Annotated in this window: 12 protein-coding genes; 11 read left to right on the top strand and 1 reads right to left on the bottom strand. The window is 59.9% G+C overall.

Annotation, left to right across the window (positions count from 1 at the left end; genetic code table 11):
• Positions 1-211: 211 nt before the first annotated feature.
• Together A9Q02_RS16175 and A9Q02_RS16170 are read left to right on the top strand one after the other, a co-directional pair.
• Positions 212-9,172 (top strand): RHS repeat-associated core domain-containing protein, encoded by an 8,961-nt coding sequence (locus A9Q02_RS16175; RefSeq protein WP_097654123.1) that lies wholly within the window; start codon positions 212-214, stop codon positions 9,170-9,172.
• Between the two features lie 996 nt (positions 9,173-10,168).
• Positions 10,169-10,462 (top strand): hypothetical protein, encoded by a 294-nt coding sequence (locus tag A9Q02_RS16170; RefSeq protein WP_097654122.1) that lies wholly within the window; start codon positions 10,169-10,171, stop codon positions 10,460-10,462.
• Positions 10,463-11,122: 660 nt separating this feature from the next.
• On the opposite strand, the gene A9Q02_RS16160 is transcribed toward A9Q02_RS16170, so the two are convergent.
• Positions 11,123-11,293 carry a transposase gene (locus tag A9Q02_RS16160; RefSeq protein WP_097654120.1) on the bottom strand — a complete coding sequence of 57 codons (171 nt, stop codon included), beginning with the start codon at positions 11,291-11,293 and terminating at the stop codon, positions 11,123-11,125.
• A gap of 227 nt (positions 11,294-11,520) precedes the next feature.
• Here A9Q02_RS16160 and A9Q02_RS24910 point away from each other — a divergent pair, with 227 nt between their 5' ends.
• The 9 genes from A9Q02_RS24910 to A9Q02_RS16115 all read left to right on the top strand — a co-directional run bounded on the left by A9Q02_RS24910 (position 11,521) and on the right by A9Q02_RS16115 (position 23,015).
• Positions 11,521-13,791 (top strand): winged helix-turn-helix domain-containing protein, encoded by a 2,271-nt coding sequence (locus A9Q02_RS24910; protein ID WP_097654119.1) that lies wholly within the window; start codon positions 11,521-11,523, stop codon positions 13,789-13,791.
• Between the two features lie 239 nt (positions 13,792-14,030).
• A complete protein-coding gene (locus tag A9Q02_RS16150; RefSeq protein WP_097654131.1) occupies positions 14,031-14,252 on the top strand; it encodes a hypothetical protein in 222 nt (73 codons plus the stop codon).
• Between the two features lie 807 nt (positions 14,253-15,059).
• The gene (locus tag A9Q02_RS16145; RefSeq protein ID WP_425430796.1) at positions 15,060-16,607 is read left to right on the top strand and encodes an FtsX-like permease family protein; all 1,548 of its coding nucleotides are present in this window, start codon (positions 15,060-15,062) and stop codon (positions 16,605-16,607) included.
• 2 nt (positions 16,608-16,609) lie between these two features.
• The gene (locus A9Q02_RS16140; protein ID WP_216361538.1) at positions 16,610-17,377 is read left to right on the top strand and encodes an ABC transporter ATP-binding protein; all 768 of its coding nucleotides are present in this window, start codon (positions 16,610-16,612) and stop codon (positions 17,375-17,377) included.
• A 156-nt stretch (positions 17,378-17,533) separates the two neighbouring features.
• Positions 17,534-18,448, top strand: a complete 915-nt coding sequence (locus A9Q02_RS16135; protein WP_097654117.1) for a carbohydrate kinase family protein — start codon at positions 17,534-17,536, stop codon at positions 18,446-18,448.
• Between the two features lie 91 nt (positions 18,449-18,539).
• On the top strand, positions 18,540-21,137 hold the full coding sequence (locus A9Q02_RS24320) for a winged helix-turn-helix domain-containing protein (protein ID WP_172451049.1): 2,598 nt from the start codon (positions 18,540-18,542) through the stop codon (positions 21,135-21,137).
• Between the two features lie 282 nt (positions 21,138-21,419).
• Positions 21,420-21,653, top strand: coding sequence for a hypothetical protein (locus tag A9Q02_RS16125; protein WP_097654115.1), 234 nt, complete (start codon positions 21,420-21,422; stop codon positions 21,651-21,653).
• A 17-nt stretch (positions 21,654-21,670) separates the two neighbouring features.
• The gene (locus A9Q02_RS16120; protein WP_245860583.1) at positions 21,671-22,165 is read left to right on the top strand and encodes a flavodoxin domain-containing protein; all 495 of its coding nucleotides are present in this window, start codon (positions 21,671-21,673) and stop codon (positions 22,163-22,165) included.
• Between the two features lie 4 nt (positions 22,166-22,169).
• A complete protein-coding gene (locus A9Q02_RS16115; protein ID WP_097654113.1) occupies positions 22,170-23,015 on the top strand; it encodes a hypothetical protein in 846 nt (281 codons plus the stop codon).
• Positions 23,016-23,406: the final 391 nt, after the last annotated feature.

Below are 23,406 nucleotides of genomic sequence, written 5' to 3'. Positions count from 1 at the left end.
GTCTGCTCTAACATGGCTTAAATGTTTACTGCATCCGTGGTCAGATGCATGTTCAAGATAATAGTTAAAGAAATTGTTATTACCATGTGACATAATTTTCACGCCATTCTGATACAACTATAGTACTATGCATACATAGTACTTCAAGAGATCCGCATCATTACCCTCGCGGTAGCCTGTCATAGGAAGGTGCCGCCACCGAGGAACGACTATGCAGCCGACATCACGGGTTTACCGTTTCGCTAGCTTCTGTCTCCTGTTCGCCCTGATCGTCGGTAACTTCTCGTTCACACCCCCGGTGACCCGCGCCACCACCGCAGCGCACCGCGGGTTAACACGCGACTATCCACTGCCACAAAATCCTGAAGCGCTACTGGATCCGTTTCCCGATCCGATTCGATCTGCACTTGAGGCAGCCATCGGGCCGGACGCTGATCCGCTGTTTGGCACAAGTGATGGCCCTACCCGCATGGAACCACTCGGCCTCGTGGTGCCCGCCGTCCCTTCGGTCATACCGCCAACCCCGCCTAACCCCCTGGCTGTCGCTATTGATTCTCGTTCGTCTGCAGACATGATCCAGGCCTTGGCGAACCAGGCCGTCCACGATGAGCCGCCCGCAACTGCGGTTGCGACGGAGGAGGCAGTTGCTGTTGGGACGGGCACTGTAACTGAAACTGCTACGCCAAGTGAATCACTCGAATCCCCTCAGCGCCCTGCTGCTGCGCCCAGTGAGGCGCGGGCCCCACCAGATGTACAGGCACAAGGGGATTTTACGATCTATCTGCCCTTCGTACAGGTCGATGGTGATCAAGAAGGTGCTGATTTTGCTCCAGTAAACCCATCGATCACCCCAGTCGTCACCACTACACCCGATACGTCAGCTAGTCCGACGTTAACGGCTGCACCAACCACGCCCACGGTAACAGCCGTTCCCGCCACGCCCACGGCGACGGCGGTTCCGAGCAGTCCGACAGCGACGGCGGTTCCGGCCAGCCCGACGGTGGCTTCGGCGACGGCAACCGCCGTTCCCGCCACGCCCACGGCGACGGCGGTTCCGGTCAGTCCGACGGTGACGGCGGTTCCGGCCAGCCCGACGGTGGCTTCGGCGACGGCAACCGCCGTTCCCGCTATGCCCACGGCGACGGCGGTTCCGGTCAGTCCGACGGCGGTTCCGGCGACGGCAACCGCCGTTCCCGCCACGCTCACGGTGACGGCGGTTCCGGCCAGCCCGACGGTGGCTTCGGCGACGGCGACGGCGGTTCCCGCCACGCCCACGGCGACGGCGGTTCCGGTCAGTCCGACGGCGACGGCGGTTCCGGCCAGCCCGACGGTGGCTTCGGCGACGGCGACGGCCGTTCCCGCTATGCCCACGGCGACGGCGGTTCCGGTCAGTCCGACGGCGACGGCGGTTCCGGCCAGCCCGACGGTGGCTTCGGCGACGGCGACGGCCGTTCCCGCTATGCCCACGGCGACGGCGGTTCCGGTCAGTCCGACGGCGGTTCCGGCGACAGCGACGGCGGTTCCGGCGACGGCGACGGCGGTTCCCGCCACGCTCACGGCGACGGCGGTTTCGGCGACGGCGACGGCGGTTCCCGCTATGCCCACGGCGACGGCGGTTTCGGCGACGGCGACGGCGGTTCCCGCTATGCCCACAGCGACGGCCGTTTCGGCGACGGCGACGGCGGTTCCGGTTGATGGACAGGATCAAGTCGCAGTTGCACCCACCCGCGGTGACGTACTCCAATCCAGTGATGGGCGTGTCGAATTACATGTGCCCGTCGGGGCGGTCGATAGTCTCACGACGATCACCTATCGCCCATTGCCTGTCCAGTCGGTGACGGGCTACCAGCACGCCGACGTCTTTTTCCAACTCACCGCCGAGGATGCCCAGGGCAACCCGGTACACCAGTTTGATCGCCCACTCAACCTGCGGGTGGCGTACAACAGCCAGAATGGCTCGGGCCTCGCCCTCTACTACCGTGATGCTGCCCATCAGACCTGGACCGCCCTACCTTCAGTGGTGGATCAAGCGGCAGGGGTGATTACGGCTACCACCGATCACTTCACCGAGTTTGCGCTGCTGAGCCTTGCGCCCCAAGCACCTGAGTTGAGTGCGTGTGAAACAGCCGGGGCTGGGAATGGCGCATCAACAGCGATTCGCCAAGCCTTTATTGACGAGTGTGAGTTGCGCACGCTGGACGCGCTCGGTGGCGCACCAACAACGGATGTGATTGCCTTTGGTGGTGCCTATGCCCAGCACTTCCCGATTGGTTCACTGCTCTATGCTGAGGGTGCCTTCTTCTTCCTGCAGCCCGAATATGTCACCAAGTATCAGCAAGAAGGTGGACCGAGTGGCTGGCTTGGTGTGCCGCAGACCGGCAACCCGAATCCGACCCAGGCCCCCGCTACTTTTGTTGATGAGAACGGCAACAACTTCGTTGGCCAAGATGTGCTCTTCCTTGAGAAGGGCTTTATCAGTAAGAACGATACAGTCGTCGAGGCACACCGGTACTTCCCAGCCATCCCTGGACAAGGCCAGATCGCTGTGACAGGTGAGCTGAAAGAGTACGACCCTCCCATTCAGGGCGACCCTAAGATTCAGAAAATCAAGCTTACCTTCACCACGGGAGTCGATGCTGCGCCGCAGTATACAGGCAGTGCCAGCATCCAGTTGACGCTGGTGGTTGAGGCCGAAGGTCAGCAACCCTTTGTAAGCACGTTACCCATCGGTCCATGGATCTATGCCTATCCCCACAAACTTGAGCCCGGCACGCCGCTGATCTTCTCCTTCAAAGCTGCCCGCATCAGCCCCGCTGGCGATAATCTGGTGGGATACGCGCCGTGCCGCGCCTTCACCAACCAGGAAACGTACACGCTGACGGCTGATGAGGGCCGCTTTACCTTCGAGAATACCTGTGAAGGCGCTGATGGGGTACTGCCGGAGGCAGATACGACCCCGCCGACGATCCACTACCTCGATATCTTCCAGGATGGGATGGGTGGGATCGAGGTGCGGGCGCTCGTTACCGACAACCGGGCCGTGGCACGGGTTGACCTCACCTTCAATGGTACGGTTTACCCGATGCAGGCGCTGGGCGGTGACCTCTATGGCTTTGCGCTTGCCAATGGCCCGACGAGGGGCAACAATGAATATCGTGTCTATGCGGTTGATACGTCGGGCAATGATGCCTACTTCCCCAGTGGCGGGCCGCTGGCCGTGTCGGCAAGTCAAGCCGGGAACTTTGGTCAGCAATGTCTGTTGCATGCTTCTGATTGCGATCCCGCGCCTTCGTCGCCAGGCTTCCAGGCAGGGGCGGGCGATCCGGTCAATACCTACAACGGCAACTATACCGATAGCTTCCGTGATCTGACTGTTGCTGGCGTGGGCGATACCACGCTGGCCATTGATCGTGCCTACAACTCGCTGGCTGCCTTCGGGAGTGGTGGGGGTACCACGCGCTATACCGAAAGCGGAGGTGACGTCAAGGCAGAGGTGATCGCCGGCCCGCCCCAATACTTCGGGCGCGCCTGGGCTTTCCCCTACGCGGTGCGCATGCTCGTCGTGGATAACCTGCTCATGCAGGGCGCGCAGGTCTTCTATCCCGATGGCCGCGTGGTGAGTTTCCGCCGCGCTGGGGATGCGTTTGTGCCCCTGACCCCCTTCAGCTTTGATGTTTTAACGCAGACCGCTACCGGGTATGAGTTGCGCAATAAGCGCACCCTGGTGGTGGAGGAGTTCAATGGCGAGGGGTTGCTGGTGGCCCGGCGCGACCGCAATGGCAATAAAGTAACTCTCTTCTACGAGGGTGAGTACCTCGTGCGGGTCGAGAATGCCAGCGGGCGGGTGATCCGCTTCGACTACAACGCCGACGGTTTCATTACCGCGATCCACGCGCCGGAGGGCAAGACCCTCACCTATGCCTACACCGACGGCAACCTGACCAGCGTCACCGATGCGCGTGGTCATACCACCGAATATCGCTACAGCGACGATCAGCAGCTCACGGCGATCATCACGCCTGAGGGCCATCCCTTCCTGCAGATCGCGTATGACGATGAGTTCCGGGTTCAGCAACAGGTCGTTGGGTTCCAGGAAACCTATCGCTTCAGCTATAGCGACGATCTGACCGAAACCATCGTGACCGATAGCTTCGATCAGCCGACGACCTATACCTACGATGACATGGGGCGCCTGATCGCCATGCAGGATGCCCTCGGGTTCACCGAGACCTATGGCTACGACGACGACTTCAACCGGACTGCCTTCACTGACCGGCTCGGGCGAGTTTACACGTATACGTATGATGACCGTGGTAATCGCCTGAGTGAGACCGGGCCACTCGGCTGGAGCCGCGCCTGGGCTTTTAATGACCTCGACCAGGTGACGCAGTTCACCGATGCCGAAGGGCGGGTCACGCGCTTTGACTATGATGCGCGGGGCAATCTGATCGGCATCACCAATGCTGCCGGTGATACGAGTACGCTTAGCTACGATGCCCGTGGCTTGCCAACAAACATTACCGATTTCAACGGCAACCAGACGACCAACACCTATGACGCTACGACTGGCGACCTGCGCAGTTCGACCAACGGCGTTGGCGATCAGGTGCAGTTCAGCTACGATGGCCTGGGGCGCCTTAGCACAACCACCAATGGGCGCGGCTTTACCAGCACCTACACTTTCGATGGCAACGATAACCTGATCCAACTCGATGGTCCGCTCGGCTTTACGCTGCGCTACAGCTACGACAAGAACGACAACCTGATCACGGCGACCGATGCCAATGGCGATGTCACGCGCTTCCGCTACGACGAGGCCGAGCAGCTTGTTGCCGAGGTGACCCCGCTTGGGTTTACGACCAGCTACGCCTACGATGCGATGAACAACCTCGTGCGCGTCGAGGATGCCGAGGGTCGGGTCTGGACCTTTGCCTACGATGCGGTCTATAACCAGGTAGCCGAGCATGCTCCCGAGCAGAGCCATACCTTCTTCCGTTACGATGGCGTCGGCAACCTGACCGCGCTGATCCGCTGCAATAGTCCGCTGGAAGGGGAGAGTTGCGCCGTCCAGCAAGTGCAGGAACTGGTCTACGACGACCTGGATCGCGTGGTTACCGCGATTGCCAATGCGGTGCCCGGTGTCCCCGCCAGCGCCGATACCAACGTCACGACCCAATTCAGCTATGACCTGGTCGGTAATCTGCTGACCCTCACTGATGCCAACGGCATCAGCACCAGCTTCCGCTACGACCTGCTGGATCGGCTGGTGCGCGAGGAGAGCGCCGCCGCCCAGGTGACGACCTATGCCTATGATCCCATGGGCAACCTGACCACGCTGACCAACCCGCGTGGCTTCAGCACCAGCTTCAGCTACGACGCCGCCAACCGGCTCGCCAGCGTCAGCGATGCGCTCCAGCAGACGACCAGCTTTGGCTACGATGCCAACAGCAACCTGGTGGCCCAGACCGATCCCAATGGCATCGTCACGGCCTACCGCTACAACGCGCTGGATCGCCTGGAAGCCCTGGTGCAGAACGAGCGCCCCGGCGAGGCGGCGAGCAGCACGCAGAACGTCACCACGCGCTTTGACTATGATCTTGCAGGCAACCTGCGCTTCATCTACGACCCGCGTGGCACGTACGTCACCGAGCACCAGTACGACGCTGACCTGCGCCGGGTGCGTACGCTCGATGCCGAAGGCGGCACGACCAGCTTCGGGTACGACCGCGTCAACAACCTGATCGCAGTCACCGATGCCAACGGCCATACCACCACCAGCGCGTATGACGGCCTCAACCGGCTGGTGCGGATCACCAACCCCGAAGGCCACGCGGTCAGCTTCGCTTACGACCAGCTCGACAACCTGATCCGCCTCACCGATGCGCGCAGCTTCACCAGCACGTATGCCTACGACGGCCTGGATCGGGTCATTAGCTTCACCGACAACCTCGCTGGGGTCTGGCGCTACCAGTATGATCCGGTGGGCAACCTGCTGGCCGAGACCGATGCCAACGGGCATACCACCAGCTTCGCCTACGACGTCGTCTACCGGCTGCTCAGTCGCACCGACGCCGAAGGCTACGTGACCAGTTGGACGTATGACGCCAACAGCAACCCGCTGACCCGCACCGACGGCAACGGGCACACCAGTAGCTCGACCTACGATGCGCTCGATCGCGTGGCGACGCGCACCAACGCCGAGAACGAGACGACCGCCTACGGCTATGACTGGATGGGCAACCTGCTGGCTATGACCGAGGCCGACGGCATCGTGACCGGCTACGGCTACGACCCGCTCTACCGCCTGAGCAGCGTCACCTTCAACCAGCAGCCCGGCCAGCCCGTCGGCGTGGATGTCAACGTTACCACGCGCTACAGCTACGACGAAGCCGGCAACTTGGTCCTGATCCGCGACGCCAACGGTAACCCGACCAGCTTTAGCTTCGACGGGCTGAATCGCCTGACCCGCGAAGTGGATGCGCTCGGCAACAGCTGGAGCTACGCCTACGACAAGACCTTCAACCGGGTCGAGCGCATTGATGCGCTGCGCAACCGCACGACCTACGGCTACTACCCCGACGACCAGCTCCAGCGCGTGGATTACCACGACGGGACGTTCGTCGCCTATGCCTACGACGAGAATAACAACGTCCTGACGGTCGGCAACGAACTCGGCACCACCACGCGCAGCTACGACGCGCTCAACCGGCTAATCGAGGAGCAGGATGTCCACGAGCGGCGTACCGCCTTTGGCTACGATCCGGTCGGCAACCGCCTGAGCCTGACCTACCCCGATGGGCGGATCGTCACCTCCAGCTACCTCAAGAACAACTGGCTGGCCAGCACGACCGATCCTGAGGGCCGCTCCACGCGCTATATCCGTGACGGCGTGGGTCAGGTCGTGCGCCAGGAGAACCCCAACAGCACGGTGACGACCCAGGTCTATGACAAGGCCAACCGGCTGCTGAGTGTCGAGAACCAGCAGATCGGCGGGGCCAACACCGTCAACAGCCGCTTCGTCTACCGCTACGACGTCGTCGGCCAGCGCGTGAGCATGGAGGCGACCTACGCCTGGCGTAATCCGAGCGTGGTCACCAGCAATTACAGCTACGACCCGCTGCGCCGCCTAGTGCGCGACGAGGACAGCCAAGGCATCTGGACGGCGTATACCTTTGATGCGGTCGGCAATCGGCTGACGCTGACGACCAACGACAGCAGCACGACCAACCGGCCCTTCGATAGCAAGACGCTGCACTACAGCTACAACGCGATCAACCAGTTGCTGAGCGTCGTCGGCGACACCCACCCCGGCAGCCCCGGCCTGAAGCGGGCCGAGAACAGCGCCCAGGCGCTGCACGCCTTCCGCCACGAAGTCGCTGCCCAGCAGGGCAAGGGCATCAACAGCGCAGCTGCGCGTGACCTGCTGGCCCGTGCCGACGCGCTGCTCGCGCAGCTCTACGGCAATCCCACACCGAACGTCGCAGCGGTGGACTCCGCCCTGGCCAGCTTGCGCGCCCAGGTCGAAACTTACCAGGCCGAGGGCGAGTTGCGCAACCAGGGCATCGCGACCAGTCTCCTGGCGAAGCTGCGCCTTGCGGGCGAGGCCAACAATGGGGCCAGTGGCGAGTTGCAGACCGTCACCTACACCTACGACGCCAATGGCAACCGCATCAACAAAGAATTCCCCGGCCCGCAGGGTCCGCGCATCCAGGGCAGTGACTACCGCTACGACCCCGAGAACCGCCTGGTCGTCGTGCAGGACTACCAGCAGAACCTGCAGGGCAACCGCGTCGAGCGCGCCGTGACCACCATGGCCCATGACGGCAACGGGCGGCGCGTCGTGAAGAGCTACGACCCGAAGACGGGCGGGGGCGGCACCAAGCAGGTGGAGTACGTCTACGACGGGCTGGATCCGATCGCCGAGTACAACACCTGGAACCCCCAGTACGAGAACTTCTACCGCGGTGACCAGGGGCGCATCCTACAGCTGCACCACTTCCCAAGCGGCACGGCGGGCCAGGTCTACTGGTATCACTACGACGGGCTGGGCTCGGTCGCGGGCCTGACCAAGCAGCAGGGCCAGAGCAGCCACAACTACCGCTACGAGCCGTACGGCCAGATCGAGCTGCCGAAGGGCAACTTCAGCGACCCGCACAACCACTACACCTTCACCGGCCAGGAGTGGAACGAGCACACCGGACTCTACGAGTTCTACGCCCGCCACTATGACCCCGACACCGGCACCTGGATGAGCCAGGACCCGTACCGGGGGCAGTTCAGCGAACCGCGGAGCCTGCATCGGTACCAGTACGTGTACAACAGCCCGGTGAATCTAGTTGATCCGTATGGATACTGTCCATGGTGTATTGGTGCAGCCTTAGGAGCTGTGGGAGGAGCTATTATTGGCGGTGCAGTAAGCGCTGTAACACAAGCTGTTACAACTGGTAGCGTTGATTGGAAGGAAGTTGGTGCTAGCGCTATTGGGGGAGCTGTAACAGGAGGTATTTGTGGTGTGACATTGGGAGTTGGATGCGCTGTGGGAGGAGGTGCTGCTGGTGGCGCCGTGACACAAATAGCTAGTGATCTATTACATGGACAAGATGTTCAGTGGGATAAAGTTGCACAAGGCGCTCTCATTGGTGCAGCGGCTGGAGGTTTGCTCTTTGGTGCAGGGAAAGCCTTAGCACCGATGGGGCAGAAAGCATCCTCTGCTATCTGGAAGCATATTCCTACAAACTTTAAGAGATCAATGATGAGCAATATGGGCAGGTATCTGCATGAGCCATTTGCCAGAATTGCATCGAATTACAATAAATATACTGGAAGTAAAATTTCTTACAAGGGAATAAACTTTGTTCCCGATGGAGTAAAGTATCATGGTAAAAAAATAATATCTTTAATGGAAGCAAAGTTTGGTGTCACACCATTATACTCTGGTGGGGCAGGTAGGAATGTTTTTGCTAGTCTCCGATATGCCAAGCAAAAAGGGGTTAGTTGGGCATTGGTCAAGGCACCATGGACTCCTATACCTAAGAGCCTAGGGAAATTGATTAATAGCTATAGTAAGGCAAGAGTGATTAATCCTTACGGATTTTTCAGAGGCACACCAATTGTGGGGGGTAACTCGTTTCTGTTTAATCACTTCATGTTAGATTACGATGAATGTAACTAATACAATCATCCTCTTTCAAACCAATGGATCAGCGCACTAGCTGCACCGCAAGACTATCCCACACGCGGCGCTCACCAGCATAGATTGCGCTAGTGTCACGCCACTTCGCGTAGCATCTGGCGCACGGCCAGGCTACGGGCAGCATCGCATCAGGTCGCAGCAGTGCTCCGCGAGTTGCGCCCGCAAACCTCGCCATGACATGGTGGTTCTTCGTCACTTTTGGTGTAGACGATCCAGGGCGTCTTACTGGGCTGCGGCAAACCGATGACGTTGAATGTTCTGCTTGACGCTATGCACCAAAAGTGACGATGAGCCCATGTCGGCTCATCGTCACTTTTGGTGTAGACGATCCAGGGCGTCTGACTGGGCTGCGGCAAACCGATGACGTTGAATGTTCTGTTTGCCGCTATGCACCAAAAGTGACGCAGATCCAGTATGTTGTGACGAGGTTTGGCGCCCCAACGCGATCATCGGGGCGGGAATGATCCCTGGCGACGGGCGGATCATCCCCGGCATCACCGCGTCCGTGGGGCGCGGGGACGTAGGGCCGCAGCAGCAACCAGAATCGTGCCTGCCCCAGGAAGTGTGTCCGCAGCTGCGCCTCTCCGCCACCAATATGATCAAGATCACCACCGGGTGACGGGACGTGTCGGGTAAGGTAGCGCTTGAGCACAGGCTTTGTACGGCGTTACGGCGTATTGGGCACTCCCTTGTCCGGCGAGCCTCGGGGCAACCTGGTTGCTCCACTGCGTGCGTAGAGCATCACCGTAGCGCCGTACATGTACATCGTCGCAAATACGGAACGCCGCCGTTACGCTTTTGCACTTCCACCTGACTCAGCCGGTTCTGGTCAAGCCGTCTGTAGCGCCGTACCTGGCTGCTGATGACGGCGGAACCGAACACGCCATAGCCAGCTTACGGGAGAAGCGGAACGATCTGGGCATAGGCTATACTGGAGCCGACACCAGGCCGTGCTTGCGCGCAGGAGAACGCCGCATGCCTCGCACGATTCCCTGTCCTGCCGACCAGTGGACGATCATCTTTCAGCACGCCTTCGTCCAGCTACCCGCCACCTGGACGCTCGTGTTTCGCGCCCCTGACGGCGCGCCTATCACCGGCGAGCTACGGGTCAAGCGCTCCTCCTGGGTCTTTCCCAACTCGCCAGAGCTTCTGCCGATCCAGCCGGTCATGCACCTGCGCCGCGGCTGGTGGAACACCTTTTTCAGCGTCCAGGTCAAGCCGTCGCACGACCTGCTTGCCGATGTCAGGCGGGGCATGGTGCTGCTCTGAGCCGGGCCGCTCGTGACGGCGGAACCGCAAACGCAACACCTGTTGGCGGATGAGCCTCACCGCGCCCTGTGCCTGTATCCCCTGCGCCGGGAGAAACGGAACGGAAACTACCAAGAACCGGCGGTGGGCGACCTGGGCCCATTCCTGTTACCCACGCCTGCTACTATGCCGACAGAGACACGCACCGGGAGGCTACGATACACGTAGCGCCGTACAGGGACATCGTCGCAAATGTGGCAGCGTACCGTTGTGCCGTCGTCGCGACCCGGCTCCACGTCTGGAGTCAGGCTCGTCACGATGATGGCCTTGTCGCCAGGCATCGTGCCTTGCGAGAAAAGCAAATACGTGCTACAATCCACCTGAAATCGTGTTGTTTGCATGGAGCACGCACATGATCGATCTGGTGCCCTTCACCCCGCGCCCCGGTTCGCCGCAGGCGTGGCCGACCACCCTCAGCATCATCCTCGCGACCGACGATGACCCCCGCCCGTCGTCCCCTACCCCGCCCGTCGTCCTCCCGCCACCCGTAAGGCCGAAGCACGCGCCCCACATGGACTCTCTTGCTGGAGAGGCGTCTGTGGCGCGTGCTTCGGCCTTCCAGCGTCGGTCGCCATGGCGTGCCTCGTCGCGCCACGGGCCGATCATCGGCGGTGATGGATCTTATGCACGCCAGCGCGACGGATTTGCGTTGATGTAGCCCCGAATACGCTGCAGATCAGCCTCATTGCGAATACTATGCTCGTAGTAGTCCTCCTGCCAGACCCGTCGCCCCGGCGTGCTGTCGGCATGGTTGATCCGTCGGGCTGTCACTGACTTGAAATTTTGTACGATAGCAGAAAGATACGCTGGGGCGCTACCTCATCCCCGCCGCGTCTGTGGACACAACGACATCTGTCGGGCCCAAGCATGTGCTACGGACTCAGCGCTATCGCTGGATGTTATGGCTGGCACGTGCTTCGGCCTTACAGTGTCTCGCGATCCAGCGGTCTTTTCCAAACGCTTGATTGTCGTGTATAGTGTTATTGTTATGTGGGTGAAGGATTGAACGGAACTCATCCATGGATGCTTCGCTTCTGTTAACCAAGCTCTTTATCCCCTCGGTTCCTCCTAACATCATTCATCGTCCCCAACTGATTGAGCGCTTGACGGCAGGTTTGCAGGCGGGAAAATTGCTGACGGTTGTTTCGGCGCCGGCTGGCTATGGCAAGTCAACCATGCTGGCTCAGTGGATTACCGCGTATCAGGGGCAGGTGGCCTGGCTTTCACTTGATGACCGTGACAACCATCCGCTGCGTTTCTGGCGCTACTTTGTTGCGGCTCTCCAAACGGTGTCGCCAGCCTTGGGGCAGACCGCGTTGCCGCTGTTGGAAGATGCGCAAGATCTTGATGTCCAACGCTTTCTTACTGCCCTGGTGAATGATGTGGCCGTCGGCAACCAGGCGCTCATCCTGATTCTTGATGATTATCATGTGATTTCGAATGCGGATATTCATGCAGCGATGAAGACCCTGCTTGAACATGCGCTGCCTGCCTTGCATCTCGTCATTGCCACGCGAACGGATCCGCCGCTCCCCATGAGCCGTTTGCGCGTACGCGGGCACATGACCGAGGTGCGCCTTGCTGATCTGCGTTTCAGTACCGATGAGGCCACGGTCTTTTTCAATGGCTTGATGAACTTGGCGCTGCCTGCCGCTGATGTGGAGGCGCTCGAAATTCGTACCGAGGGTTGGATTGCTGGCTTACAGCTTGCTGCGCTTTCGCTGCAGGATCGTGCTGATGTCCATACCTTCATTCAAGCCTTCACGGGCAGTCAACACCTTGTGCTTGAATATCTGGTCGAAGAAGTCTTGACCCGCCAACCAGCCTCATTGCAAGCATTCTTACTCGAAACCTCCATCCTCCAACGCATGTGTGCCCCTTTGTGCAATGCAGTAACCGCAAAGACTGCGAGTGAGCATGCGCTTTCGGATCTGCAACGCCGTAATCTTTTCCTGATCCCCCTGGATGCCGAGCATTATTGGTTTCGTTATCATCATCTCTTCGCCGAATTTCTCAAAAGTCATTTGAAACGCACCCAAGCCGACGCGTTGCCAGCGCTGCATCGCCGTGCTGCGGAATGGTTTCAGGCGAACGGCTACCCAGAAGAAGCGTTGCATCATGCTTTCGCCATTCCCGATTACGCCTATGTGAGCCGCCTTGTGGTTGACAATTGGCGGCGGATCTACCACACGGGCCGCCTCGCTACGGCCGTGCAATGGCTTGAGTCGTTGCCTGGTGATTTGCTGCGTCAATCCCCGCCCTTAGGCGTGGCGTATTGCTGGACGCTCTTTATTCGCGGCGATTATGCGCAGATTGATGCCTATCTCGATGATATTACGCAAGCCTTTGAACGCATGGTTGCCGCAGGTGCATTGCCCGTGGACCATCCCGAGTACAACATCATTTTGCATCAAGTGATGCTGTTGCGCGCCGTCGTCATGCGGCATCAAGGCGAGGTCGCCGCTGCCATTCAAGAAATCGAACAACTCTTGCCAACGGTCGCTGGGTTTCGTCACACCTTTGGACCGATCGTGGTTGCGATGGGGTACACCGCGTGTTATTCACAGATGGGGTATAACTATGTCGCCGCCAACGATCTTGCGCAGGCCGATGCTTACCTGAGCCGTGTCAGTACGCATGCACGCGCATGCGGCAATTTTTTTGCGCTCGCGCACGCGACCATGGAATGGGCCAAGATCAGCCTGGCGCAAGGTCGGATCGAGCACGCAGAAAAAATCTGTCGCTATGAATTGTCACTTGCTGAACAACCCGCGTATGCCGCATATCCGGCGTTTTGTTTGATTCAGTTGGCGTTGGCCGATGTCTTGTGTGCGAAGGGAGCATGGGACGAAGCCGAAACGCTGCTCGCCCAGGGCTTAGAAACAGCGCGAAGAAACGGTCACCAATATTATCTTGCACAGGGTTATCTGATTGCAGCGCGTTTGCATCACGCGCAAGGTAACCCGACCCTGGCACAGGATGCTGTTCACCAGGCAGAACGGATCGCCGTCTCTATTCGCAATCGTTTCTTGGATGCTGCGCTTGCCGAGACTCAGACCGCCGTTGCCAGCACGTCCTTGCCAGGGCAGCCGTTGATCGAGCCGTTGACTGAACGGGAACTTGACGTCTTGCGGCTGATCTGCGCGGGCAAGTCGAACCAGGAGATTGCCGATGAACTCTTGCTTGCGCTCAACACGGTCAAGCGCCATGTCAACAATCTCTATGGCAAGCTGGGGGTCAGCCGTCGTGCTCAGGCCATCATTGAAGCGCGCCGGTTAGCGTTGGTCTGAACGTTGTTTGGCCTGAGTGGGCCGGAACGTACGTTTTCTGACATGCTCGCAGCCTTGTCATGCTTCGCTGCGCTCAGCATCTCTGCCGTGGGAACGCCTGAGACCCTTCGCTCCGCTCAGGGTGACAATGCGACCAACTCAACGGGCATTGGTATAACACCAAAGTGTTAGGTGCTTTTTTTGGTACATCCCACCCTGGTGTGTTCCAGAGCGGCCTTGGTTTGCGGTATCGTTGGGTTATGAACACACCCAACGACAACATGCGTTATGAAATCCGTTTCAAAGGTCATTTGGGCCAAAACACCTTGATCTGGTTCGAGGGTTTCACGGTCGCCTATAGCCCCGCTGGCGAGACGATCCTCTGTGGCCCCCTTGTTGACCAGGCCGCCCTGGACGGTATGCTCCAACGTATCTGTGATCTGGGCCTGAGCCTGACGTTGTTTCGCCAACTGGATGAGTAGTGTCGGCAAGATGCTTTGTGTCGCAGGAGTTATGGTATGTATTATCGGGCGATCTACAACGATATCGTGAAGAACAAAGCGATCACGTTGACGACGATGCTCTTTGTTGCCGTCGCAGCTATGCTGGTGACGCTGGCGGCGATCCTTATGATCAACCTTTCAGGGGCGATCGATGCGCTTATGACGCGGGCGCAGACGCCGCATTTTATGCAGATGCACGCGGGGACCCTGGATATGGGGCGGTTGACGGCTTTTGCCGAACAGCACGAGGCAGTCGCTGCATTCCAGGTTGTGGAGTTTCTCAATCTCGACGGTGCGCAGATGGTGTTTCCTGGTGGTTCACTGGCGCGCAGCGTCCAGGATAACGGCTTTGTGGTGCAGAATGAGCAGTTCGATTTTCTGCTCGACCTCGATGGGGAGATTATTCAGGTTGCCGATGGGGAGCTGTATGTCCCGGTCAACTATCTGCAGGATGGCACGACCGTGCTCGGTGAGCGGGTCGAGGTGGCTGGGAAGCCATTTATCGTGGCTGGCTTTCTCCGCGATGCGCAGATGAATTCGCTACTCTCGTCGTCCAAGCGTTTTTTGGTCAGCCAGCACGATTTTGCGGCCCTCGAGCCGTTCGGCAGTATGGAGTACCTGATTGAGTTCCGGCTGCACGACCTTGACAACCTGGGCGCATTTGAGGCCGCCTACACCGCTGCGGGCCTCGAAGCCAATGGGCCGACGCTTACCTATCCGCTCTACCGCATGCTCAACGGCCTCTCGGATGGCATGATGATTGCGGTTCTGCTTCTGGTAAGCGCATTGGTTGTTGCCGTCGCATTCCTGTGCATCCGCTTCACGCTGCTGGCGAAGATCGAGGATGATTACCGCGAAATCGGGGTGATGAAAGCCATTGGGTTGCGCGTCGCTGACATCAAGCGCATCTACCTGGCGACATACGCTGGGATTGCAGCGGTGGGCAGCCTGCTCGGTTTTGCGCTTTCGTTTCTCTTTCAGGGCGTGCTACTTGAGCAGATGCGCCTCTCTTTCGGTGAGAGCGGACGTGCTTCCCTCGCCCTGCTTGTTGGGGCGATCAGTGTGCTGCTAGTCTTTTTGTCCATCATCGCGTACGTGAACGGGGTACTTGGGCGCTTTCATCACATCTCTCCCGGCGAGGCGATCCGTTTCGGTATCGCCCAGGAAACATCCAGCGGGGGCCAGCGTTTCCACCTGAGTATGAACAAGGTGCTAGACACCAATGTCTTGCTGGGCCTGCAAGATGTGCTCGCTCGCAAAAAGCTCTATGCCACCATGCTCGCTGTGCTCGTGCTCGCGGCGTTCATCATCATCGTCCCGCAGAACTTGGCCAACACGATCGCGGCCAAGAGTTTCAGCACCTACATGGGTGTCGGCAACAGCGATCTGCGCTTTGATCTTCAGCAGACTGACCAGATCGACGCGAAAGCGGCGGCCATCGCCACCGCCTTGGCGCATGACAGCGACATCGCCGCCTTTGTCGTGCTGACCACCCAGACCTTCAGCGCCCGCCTGGAGGATGGCTCCGAGGAGCGGATCAAGGTTGAACTCGGTGACCATACGATCTTTCCCCTGGCCTATGCTGCCGGGCGCGCCCCGCTTGCCGAGAACGAAATTGCGCTGTCGGTGATGCACGCCAACGAGATGGGCAAGAACGTCGGGGATAGCCTGACCTTGCGCATCGCCGGTCACGAGCAAAACCTCACCGTGTGCGGCATCTATTCTGACGTAACGAACGGCGGCAAAACCGCCAAGGCGATCTTTACCGATCCTTCAGCCGACATTATGTGGAGCGTGATCAGCGCCGAACTTGTCGATGCGACGCTGCTTGACGCCAAACTTGTGGACTATGCGGGCCGGTTTACCTTTGCCAAGGTCTCGGATCTTGACGAATTTATTGCGCAGACCTATGGTGCCACCATCAGCGGCATTGGCAAGGCCGCCTCTGCCGCCATCGGCATTGCGCTGACCATCGCCCTGCTGATCACCCTGTTGTTTATGCGGATGCTCGTGGCCAAGGATCGATACGCGATTGCCGTGATGAAGGCGTTTGGTTTTACCAACACTGACATTCAGGTGCAGTATATAGCGCGGGCAGCCTGTGTCCTGGTGGTCGGCATTGTGCTCGGCACGATCCTCGCCAACACGCTGGGCGAGGCGCTGGCGGGTGCGGTGATCGCCTCCTTTGGGGCCGCCTCTTTTACCTTCGTCATCAATCCGCTGTTTGCGTATCTGCTCAGCCCATTGCTGCTCACGGTCGTGACGCTCGCGGCCACCATCGTCGGCACATTCGACGCAGGACGGATCAGCATCGCGGAACATATTAAGGAGTGAATATGATGCAGCAGCTTCTGGTTGGGGAACGCATCGTCAAGACCTTTGGCGCGGGCGACGAAAAGCGCAAGGTGCTCGACGACGTCTCGGTTGAAATCAACGCAGGTGAGTTTGTGGCGGTCATGGGGCCGTCGGGTTCGGGAAAATCAACGCTGCTCTTTGCCTTGAGTGGCATGGATGGCGTTGACAGTGGTAGTATACGCTTTGCTGGCGTCGATCTGGCGCAACTCAACGACAACGCGCTCGCCGATATGCGTCGCACAAGCATGGGCTTTGTCTTCCAACAGCCAACCCTGCTGAAAAACCTGAACATTCTCGATAACATCATGCTGCCATCGCTCCGCAAGCGGCGTACCAACAGGGCGCAGGTTACCGCAAAAGCGCACATGCTGATGGAAAAGACCGGCCTGGCGGGCCTAGAAAAGCGTGACATCACCCAGGCGTCGGGGGGCCAACTGCAGCGCGTTGGCATCTGCCGGGCCCTGATGAGCGACCCGCAGATCATCTTTGGCGACGAACCGACTGGGGCCTTGAATTCCACCGCGGCCAACGAGATCATGGCGCTGCTGGGCGAGATTCATCGCACAGGCACAACCATCATGCTCGTCACGCATGATGCCAGGGTGGCCGCCAGAACCGAGCGAGTGCTGTTTATGCTTGATGGCAACATTGCCGGCGAGTACCGGCCCGGCGCGTACGACGCAACGCGAGATGACCTCAAAGCCCGCGAAGAGGGTCTCGCCGCCTGGTTAGCGGCGATGAAGTTTTGAACAGGCGTTACGCTTCTTTGCGGGCGACGTCGCTTTCTTCGCCGTCATTTCGGTGCTGTATGCGGTGGCGGCGGTGGCGTTGCTGCGGTTGCTGCCCAGGAAAACATCTGTATCTTCCCCAAGCATGGCCCTGGAGAAGGGCAAAGGAATAAGAGCATGAAAGAGTTCGATGTCTATGCGTATGGCGTTATCGCTTCCAGCGAACTGCATCTGCTGAGCATGGCGTTCCCCTCACCCGATAGTTACGCCGAGATTGCCGCGAGCCATTTCATGACCGGTGGCGAGGCCCTGAATTCGGCGATTGTCTTGAGCCGCCTGGGGGTAAGCGTCCAACTCGATGGCAACTGGATTGGCGCTACGCCAGTTGGCGAGCGCTTGTTGGCAACCATCGCTCGTTACGGCATTGACACCCAGCGCCTGCGGGTCGAGCCAGGCTTTGCCGGGGTGCGGGAAATCGTCTTTTCCGACGATCGCAGCCGGACGATCTTTGGCAACTACGTTGATCTCTTGTCCACGACCCGGAAGTGGAATATCCCCAGGAAAGACGATCTCGCCAAAGCGCGGTTGGTCTGTGTTGACCCACCGTTTCAGGCCGAAAGCGCCCTGGTCGGCGCCTACGCCGTCGAGTTGGGTGTACCCTTTGTCTCGATTGATTGCCCGTACGACCAGGCCTTGGCGAGTAGCGCTGCCGCCGTGATCATCTCGGGGGAATTTCGCAACCGAGCCTATCCCCATGTCGCGTTAGCGGAATTGTTTGCCGCCTACCAGCAACGTGCGCAAGGGTTGGTTGTGCTTACCGTGGGTGATGAAGCCATCTTGTATGGCCGCAAAGGGACGCCTGGCAAGCAGTTGAAGCCCTATGCAGTCAATGTGATCGACAGTGCCGGGGCGGGTGATTCATTTCGGGCCGGCGTCATCTATGGCATGTTGCAGCAGTGGAGCGATGAGCAGACCATCCAGTATGCGGCAGCCGTCGCAGGCATGGTATGCGCCAGTTTCCCCGGCGTGCTCAACAGCCCCACCCATGCCGAAGTCATGCACTTTATGCAAGTGTACCCGTCGGCACAGTAGGGGGTGCATATCTCAAGCGCACGGGCCACCCCATTCGCTGCTGCGCCCTGCCGTGGGCATGGAATGAGCGTGGGTGATGAAGATAGGTATAATGGCTTCTATGCGTACGCTTGCTACACCCTTATTGTTGATGCCCAAGTTGCACCGGCCTGCGCCGCCGCGCCGGGCGCTTGCCCGTCCAGGGTTGGTGGCGCGTCTTCACGCTGGATTAGAGGCCAGGCATCCGTTGACGTTGATCGCGGCCCCGGCTGGCTATGGCAAAACGACCCTGGCGGCGCAGTGGATCGCGCACCTCAACGGTGCTGTCGCATGGCTGTCGTTGGACGAGGCCGATGACGATCCGCTCCGTTTTTGCACCTACTTGGTCGCTGCGCTGCAGCAGGTGCATCCGGACATCGGCGCTGAGCTGCTGCCCGTGCTGCGGGCTGGTCATTTGCCCTCTCAGGCCACCCTGGTGACCACGCTGCTCAACGATCTCGAGGCTGCCTACGTGGATCGCCAGACCGTCGAACCGTCGCCGACGCCTTTTGTTTGTGTGTTCGACGACTTCCATGTCATCCAGCGTCCGGCGATCTTGAGTATTGTGCAGGCGCTGTTGGCGCACCCGCCTGTGGGCTTGCATCTGGTGTTGGTGACACGCGAGGATCCCGCGCTGCCGCTGGCCCGGCTGCGCGCTCGCGATCAACTGACCGAGCTTCGTGCGGCTGACCTGCGCTTTAACGAGGTCGAAACTGCGCTTTTTCTCCAGACGGGGATGGACTTGGCGCTGACCGAGGCGGATCTGACTCGCTTGACTGAGCGCACGGAAGGGTGGGCTGTCGGTTTGCAATTGGCAGGCTTGTCGCTGCAAACACATGCCGACCCCACCGCTTTTGTTGCGGCCCTCAGTGGATCGCACCGCTTCATTCTGAGTTATCTGACTGAGGAGGTGCTAGCTCGCCAGCCCTCCTCGGTTCAGCACTTCTTGCGGGATACCGCGATCCTGACGCGGCTGAGCGGTGATCTCTGTGACGCCGTGACCGGGCGCAGCGATAGCGCCGATATGCTCGAGCGCCTCTTGGCCGCTAACCTGTTCATTATCCCGCTCGACGACGAGGGGCGCTGGTATCGCTACCATCACCTTTTTGCCGACTTGCTCCAACATACATTGCAGCGTAAGCACGCCGCTAGCTTGCCTGGGTTGCACCAGCGCGCCAGCCAGTGGTATGAGCGCCATGACATGCCCATTGCAAGCGTCGAACATGCGCGTGCGGCGGGTGATATGCAACGCGTGGTGACTTTGTTGGAAGAGTATGGCTGGCGTTTGCTCACGCGGGAAGATGCGCCGATGCTTCAGCAATGGATTCATGCCTTGCCTCAAGCGTTGCGCCAGCGCAGCCCGCGTCTCAATACGCTCCTGGTGTGGGCGCATATCTTGCATGGCACGTATCAACAGGCTACCCCCTACCTTGCGGCTGCCCACGCTGCGCTCGCCGATCTGCCGCCGGAGGCGACCGAAACCCGTGCGCTCCAGGCCGATATCTTGGCGGCGGAGTCGTTCCTGGCGCAGGTGCAGGGCCAGATGTTGGAGGCATTGGGCATGGCCCAGCAGGCCCGGTCGCTGGTGCCAGAAGCGCAGCCACGGCTGGTCGGGTCTACAGCCCTAGCGTTGGGGGTGGCGTATCGTGTCGCCGGGCGTTTCGATGAGGCCGTTGCGTCTTTGGAAGAAGCACTGCACGCTGCGCAGGCCATTGATGACCATGTGACGGCGATGGTGGCAGTGGCCCATCTTGCGCTGATCTGGTCGCCGCAGGGCCGTTTGCGTCGCCTGGTGGCAAGTGCCGAAGCTGTGCTCGAGCGTACCGAAGTCGCCGTGCAGATGGCTCCGTTGATGATTGGGACGGTGCATGCGGTGCTCGGGCAGGTCTATTATGAATGGAACCAGGTTGCCAAGGCACGCGCTCTGTTGCAGCACGCGCTGCGGATGGCGCAACTGTCGAGCCAGCCGACTTCGGCGATCTACGCGAGTCTCTCCCTGGCGCGTTTGTGCCAGGAGACCGGTGAGGCAGAAGCTGCTGCACGCTATCTGCGTGACGCAGGTGAACTGTTGGCCCAGGGCGCGCCAGCCTGGGTGCGCCTAGATTGGGTCGCGCAGCAGGTGGCGTTGCTCGTGGCGCAGGGCCAGTTGGCTGAAGCTGAAGCCAGTTTGACCGCAACGGGTATTCCTGCCGAAGCCCCGGTCACATATCGAACCGATGCGATCCACCTGGCCTGGCTGCGCTGGATGATAGCTCGCCACCATCCGCAGGCACTCGCGCTGGCCGAACGCATCGTGCAGAGTGCCGAGACCGATGGGCGTACGGGTACCTTGATCTACGCCCTGGTGCTGGGTGCGAAGGCTGGCGGTGGAACCGCGTGGCTGGCGCGTGCCCGGCAACTCGGCGAACCGGAAGGCTACCAGCGTGTCTTTAGCGAGAACGACCTTGACCAGCAAGCGCTGCCTGCGCAGGAATTGATCGAACCCCTGACCGAGCGTGAATGCGAAGTGCTCTACCTGCTCGCCGAAGGCCTGACCTATGCCCAGATCGCGGAACGGCTGATCATTAGCATCAATACGGTGCGCTATCACGTCAAGGGCATTTACGGCAAACTGGGGGTTGCGAAACAAGTCCAGGCCGTCGAGCGTGCGCGGGCGCTGGGCTTGATTTAACAGCTGCCATGCAGCCAGCGTAGGCGTCTGTAACACACGTGTGCTGATACCAACGGGGGCTTCGACAGGCTCAGCCTCCGTCCGTTCGCAACGCCCATCGCCCGCTGTTGGCTGAGCTTGTCGAAGCCAAGCCCGAGAGCAGCAAACTTACTTCACAGACTACTAGTAGCTTGCAAACATGCAACCCGTGACTACATTGGGTGGGGCAAACGGACTACATGAAGATGTAGTCCGTTTTGGTTGTGTGCGTTGTACAATCGATGCATAGATGAGGACAAGTCCATGAACACAACGGCAGACATACAACGCTATACCTTGCGTTTTTCCGGTAACCTAGAGCCAACCTTCCTGACTGATTACTGCCCCGCCGGAACCACGCTGACCATGGAGCTCAATACGTTCACCCTGGACAACCTACGTGCCGACCAGGCCGGTTTGATTGGCCTTATTCGCAGCCTACACAATCTTGGTTGTACCCTGATCGAACTTAAAGTCAAGCTTGGAGGCAACTCATGAAAGCTAAGGATCCTTCCATGACGCAAAAAGTTCTTGTTACTTATGCTACCCGCGCCGGCTCAACCGCTGAAATCGCTGTCGCGATTGGTCAAACCCTGACGGCACGCGGCTATAAGGTTGAAGTCAAGCCGGTTAAACAGGTCGCGTCGCTTGCTGGCTACCAGGCCGTCATCTTGGGTAGCGCGATCCGTATGGGCAACTGGTTGCCCGAGGTCGTCAAATTCATCGAAGCCAACCAGGCGACCTTGAAGAGCCTGCCCGTCGCCCTCTTCACCGTCCACATGCTCAATGCGGATGACGACGAAGCCAACCGTGTTGCCCGCGAAGCGTACACCGCACGTATCCGCGCTCTGCTCCCAGAGGCCCCCGAGGTCTTCTTCACCGGCTTGATGGACTTCTCACGCCTCTCTTTCTTGGATCGCTTCATCGCTAAGATGGTCAAGGCCGTCGAAGCCGATCAGCGTGATTGGGAAGCCATCAAGCACTGGGCCGAGGCAGTTTCGATAGGATAATGCAATGAACTCTGCTTTGAAATGGCTCATCCCGCCGATTTTCATCTTGACCCTGTTCGCTGCGCTGGCCGGTCTCTGGCCCGCCGAGGGGACATCCTTTCCACTGACGACCTTCCGCGGTGAGGAAGTCACCATCAACGCACGTGGCCTGTATTATTGGGATACGGTCAGCATGGCCGCCCAGATGCAAGCCAATGACCTGATCGCGCTCACGCTCGGTCTCCCTTTGCTGGCGGTCTCCTTCTGGCTGGCGCAGCGCGGCTCCCTGCGCGGACGCCTCTTGCTGGCCGGTACGCTCGGCTTCATCCTGTACACCTACATCACGATGATGGTAGGCGCGCATTACAATGCCCTCTTCCTGGTCTATGTCGCCCTCTTTAGCCTGAGCCTGTTTGCCCTCGTGATGGTGATGATGTCCTTTGACCTGGAGACCCTGCCCGCACATTTCTCCGAAAAACTGCCGCGCGGTTGGATTGCCGGCCTCTTATTTTTCGCCGCCGCCTTTCTCTCGCTGGCCTGGCTAGGGCGCATCGCTGCCACGTTTGCACCGGGGGCAATCCCCGCGCTAGAAAATACCACCAGCATGTTCATCCAGGCGATGGATCTGGGGCTGGTCGTCCCGGTCTGCCTCGTAGCGGGCATCCTGCTCTTGCGCCGCCATGCCTGGGGCTACCTGCTGGCCTCAGTTGGCCTGACCAAGTTTCTAACGCTTGGCATCGCCGTCAGTCTGATGGGGCTGAACATGGCGCGGGTCGGCGTGCCTGTTAGCGTGGTCGAGTTGGTGGTCTTCCCCGCGATGGCGTTGGCCGGCGTGGTAATGACCGTCATTCTTCTCAAACATGTTCAGTAGTCTGTGAACGCCGTTGCTTGATGATTGGACGCAAAGGCGCAAAGCTGCACCCGGCAACAACGGGGCACCCGCAAGGGGTGCCCGTACACCGGGCCCGGCCCCCGGCCCCCGGCCCCCGGCCCTCGGCCCCCGGGCCCGTACACCGGGCCCGGCCCCCGGCCCCCGGCCCCCGGCCCCCGGCCCTCGGCCCTCGGCCCTCGGCCCTCGGCCCCCGGCCCCCGGCCCCCGGCCCCCGGCCTTTTGGGGGTAGGTTTTTTTATTCACGGGCCGAGGGAGCGTCATGACGTTCGTTTCTTTCGGGATGGTATGGCGGTGTCGTTGGCCAGGGTTCGGGGGACAAGCGTTGCGGCATGGGGATGGACTGGTGGTTCAGGGCCCGCACCAAGAGCAC

The organism is Candidatus Chloroploca asiatica (assembly GCF_002532075.1).
Taxonomy (GTDB): Bacteria; Chloroflexota; Chloroflexia; order Chloroflexales; family Chloroflexaceae; genus Chloroploca; species Chloroploca asiatica.
The sequence above is the reverse complement of the archived record's forward strand: the minus strand, read 5'-3'. Positions and strand labels throughout refer to the sequence as shown.

Bases quoted from the DNA above. Each gene is read 5' to 3' on its own strand.
- A9Q02_RS16175 (WP_097654123.1), top strand. From the start codon at position 212: ATGCAGCCGACATCACGGGTTTACCGTTTCGCTAGCTTCTGTCTCCTG.
- A9Q02_RS16170 (WP_097654122.1), top strand. From the start codon at position 10,169: ATGCCTCGCACGATTCCCTGTCCTGCCGACCAGTGGACGATCATCTTT.
- A9Q02_RS24910 (WP_097654119.1), top strand. From the start codon at position 11,521: ATGGATGCTTCGCTTCTGTTAACCAAGCTCTTTATCCCCTCGGTTCCT.
- A9Q02_RS16150 (WP_097654131.1), top strand. From the start codon at position 14,031: ATGAACACACCCAACGACAACATGCGTTATGAAATCCGTTTCAAAGGT.
- A9Q02_RS16140 (WP_216361538.1), top strand. From the start codon at position 16,610: ATGATGCAGCAGCTTCTGGTTGGGGAACGCATCGTCAAGACCTTTGGC.
- A9Q02_RS16135 (WP_097654117.1), top strand. From the start codon at position 17,534: ATGAAAGAGTTCGATGTCTATGCGTATGGCGTTATCGCTTCCAGCGAA.
- A9Q02_RS24320 (WP_172451049.1), top strand. From the start codon at position 18,540: ATGGCTTCTATGCGTACGCTTGCTACACCCTTATTGTTGATGCCCAAG.
- A9Q02_RS16125 (WP_097654115.1), top strand. From the start codon at position 21,420: ATGAACACAACGGCAGACATACAACGCTATACCTTGCGTTTTTCCGGT.
- A9Q02_RS16120 (WP_245860583.1), top strand. From the start codon at position 21,671: ATGACGCAAAAAGTTCTTGTTACTTATGCTACCCGCGCCGGCTCAACC.
- A9Q02_RS16115 (WP_097654113.1), top strand. From the start codon at position 22,170: ATGAACTCTGCTTTGAAATGGCTCATCCCGCCGATTTTCATCTTGACC.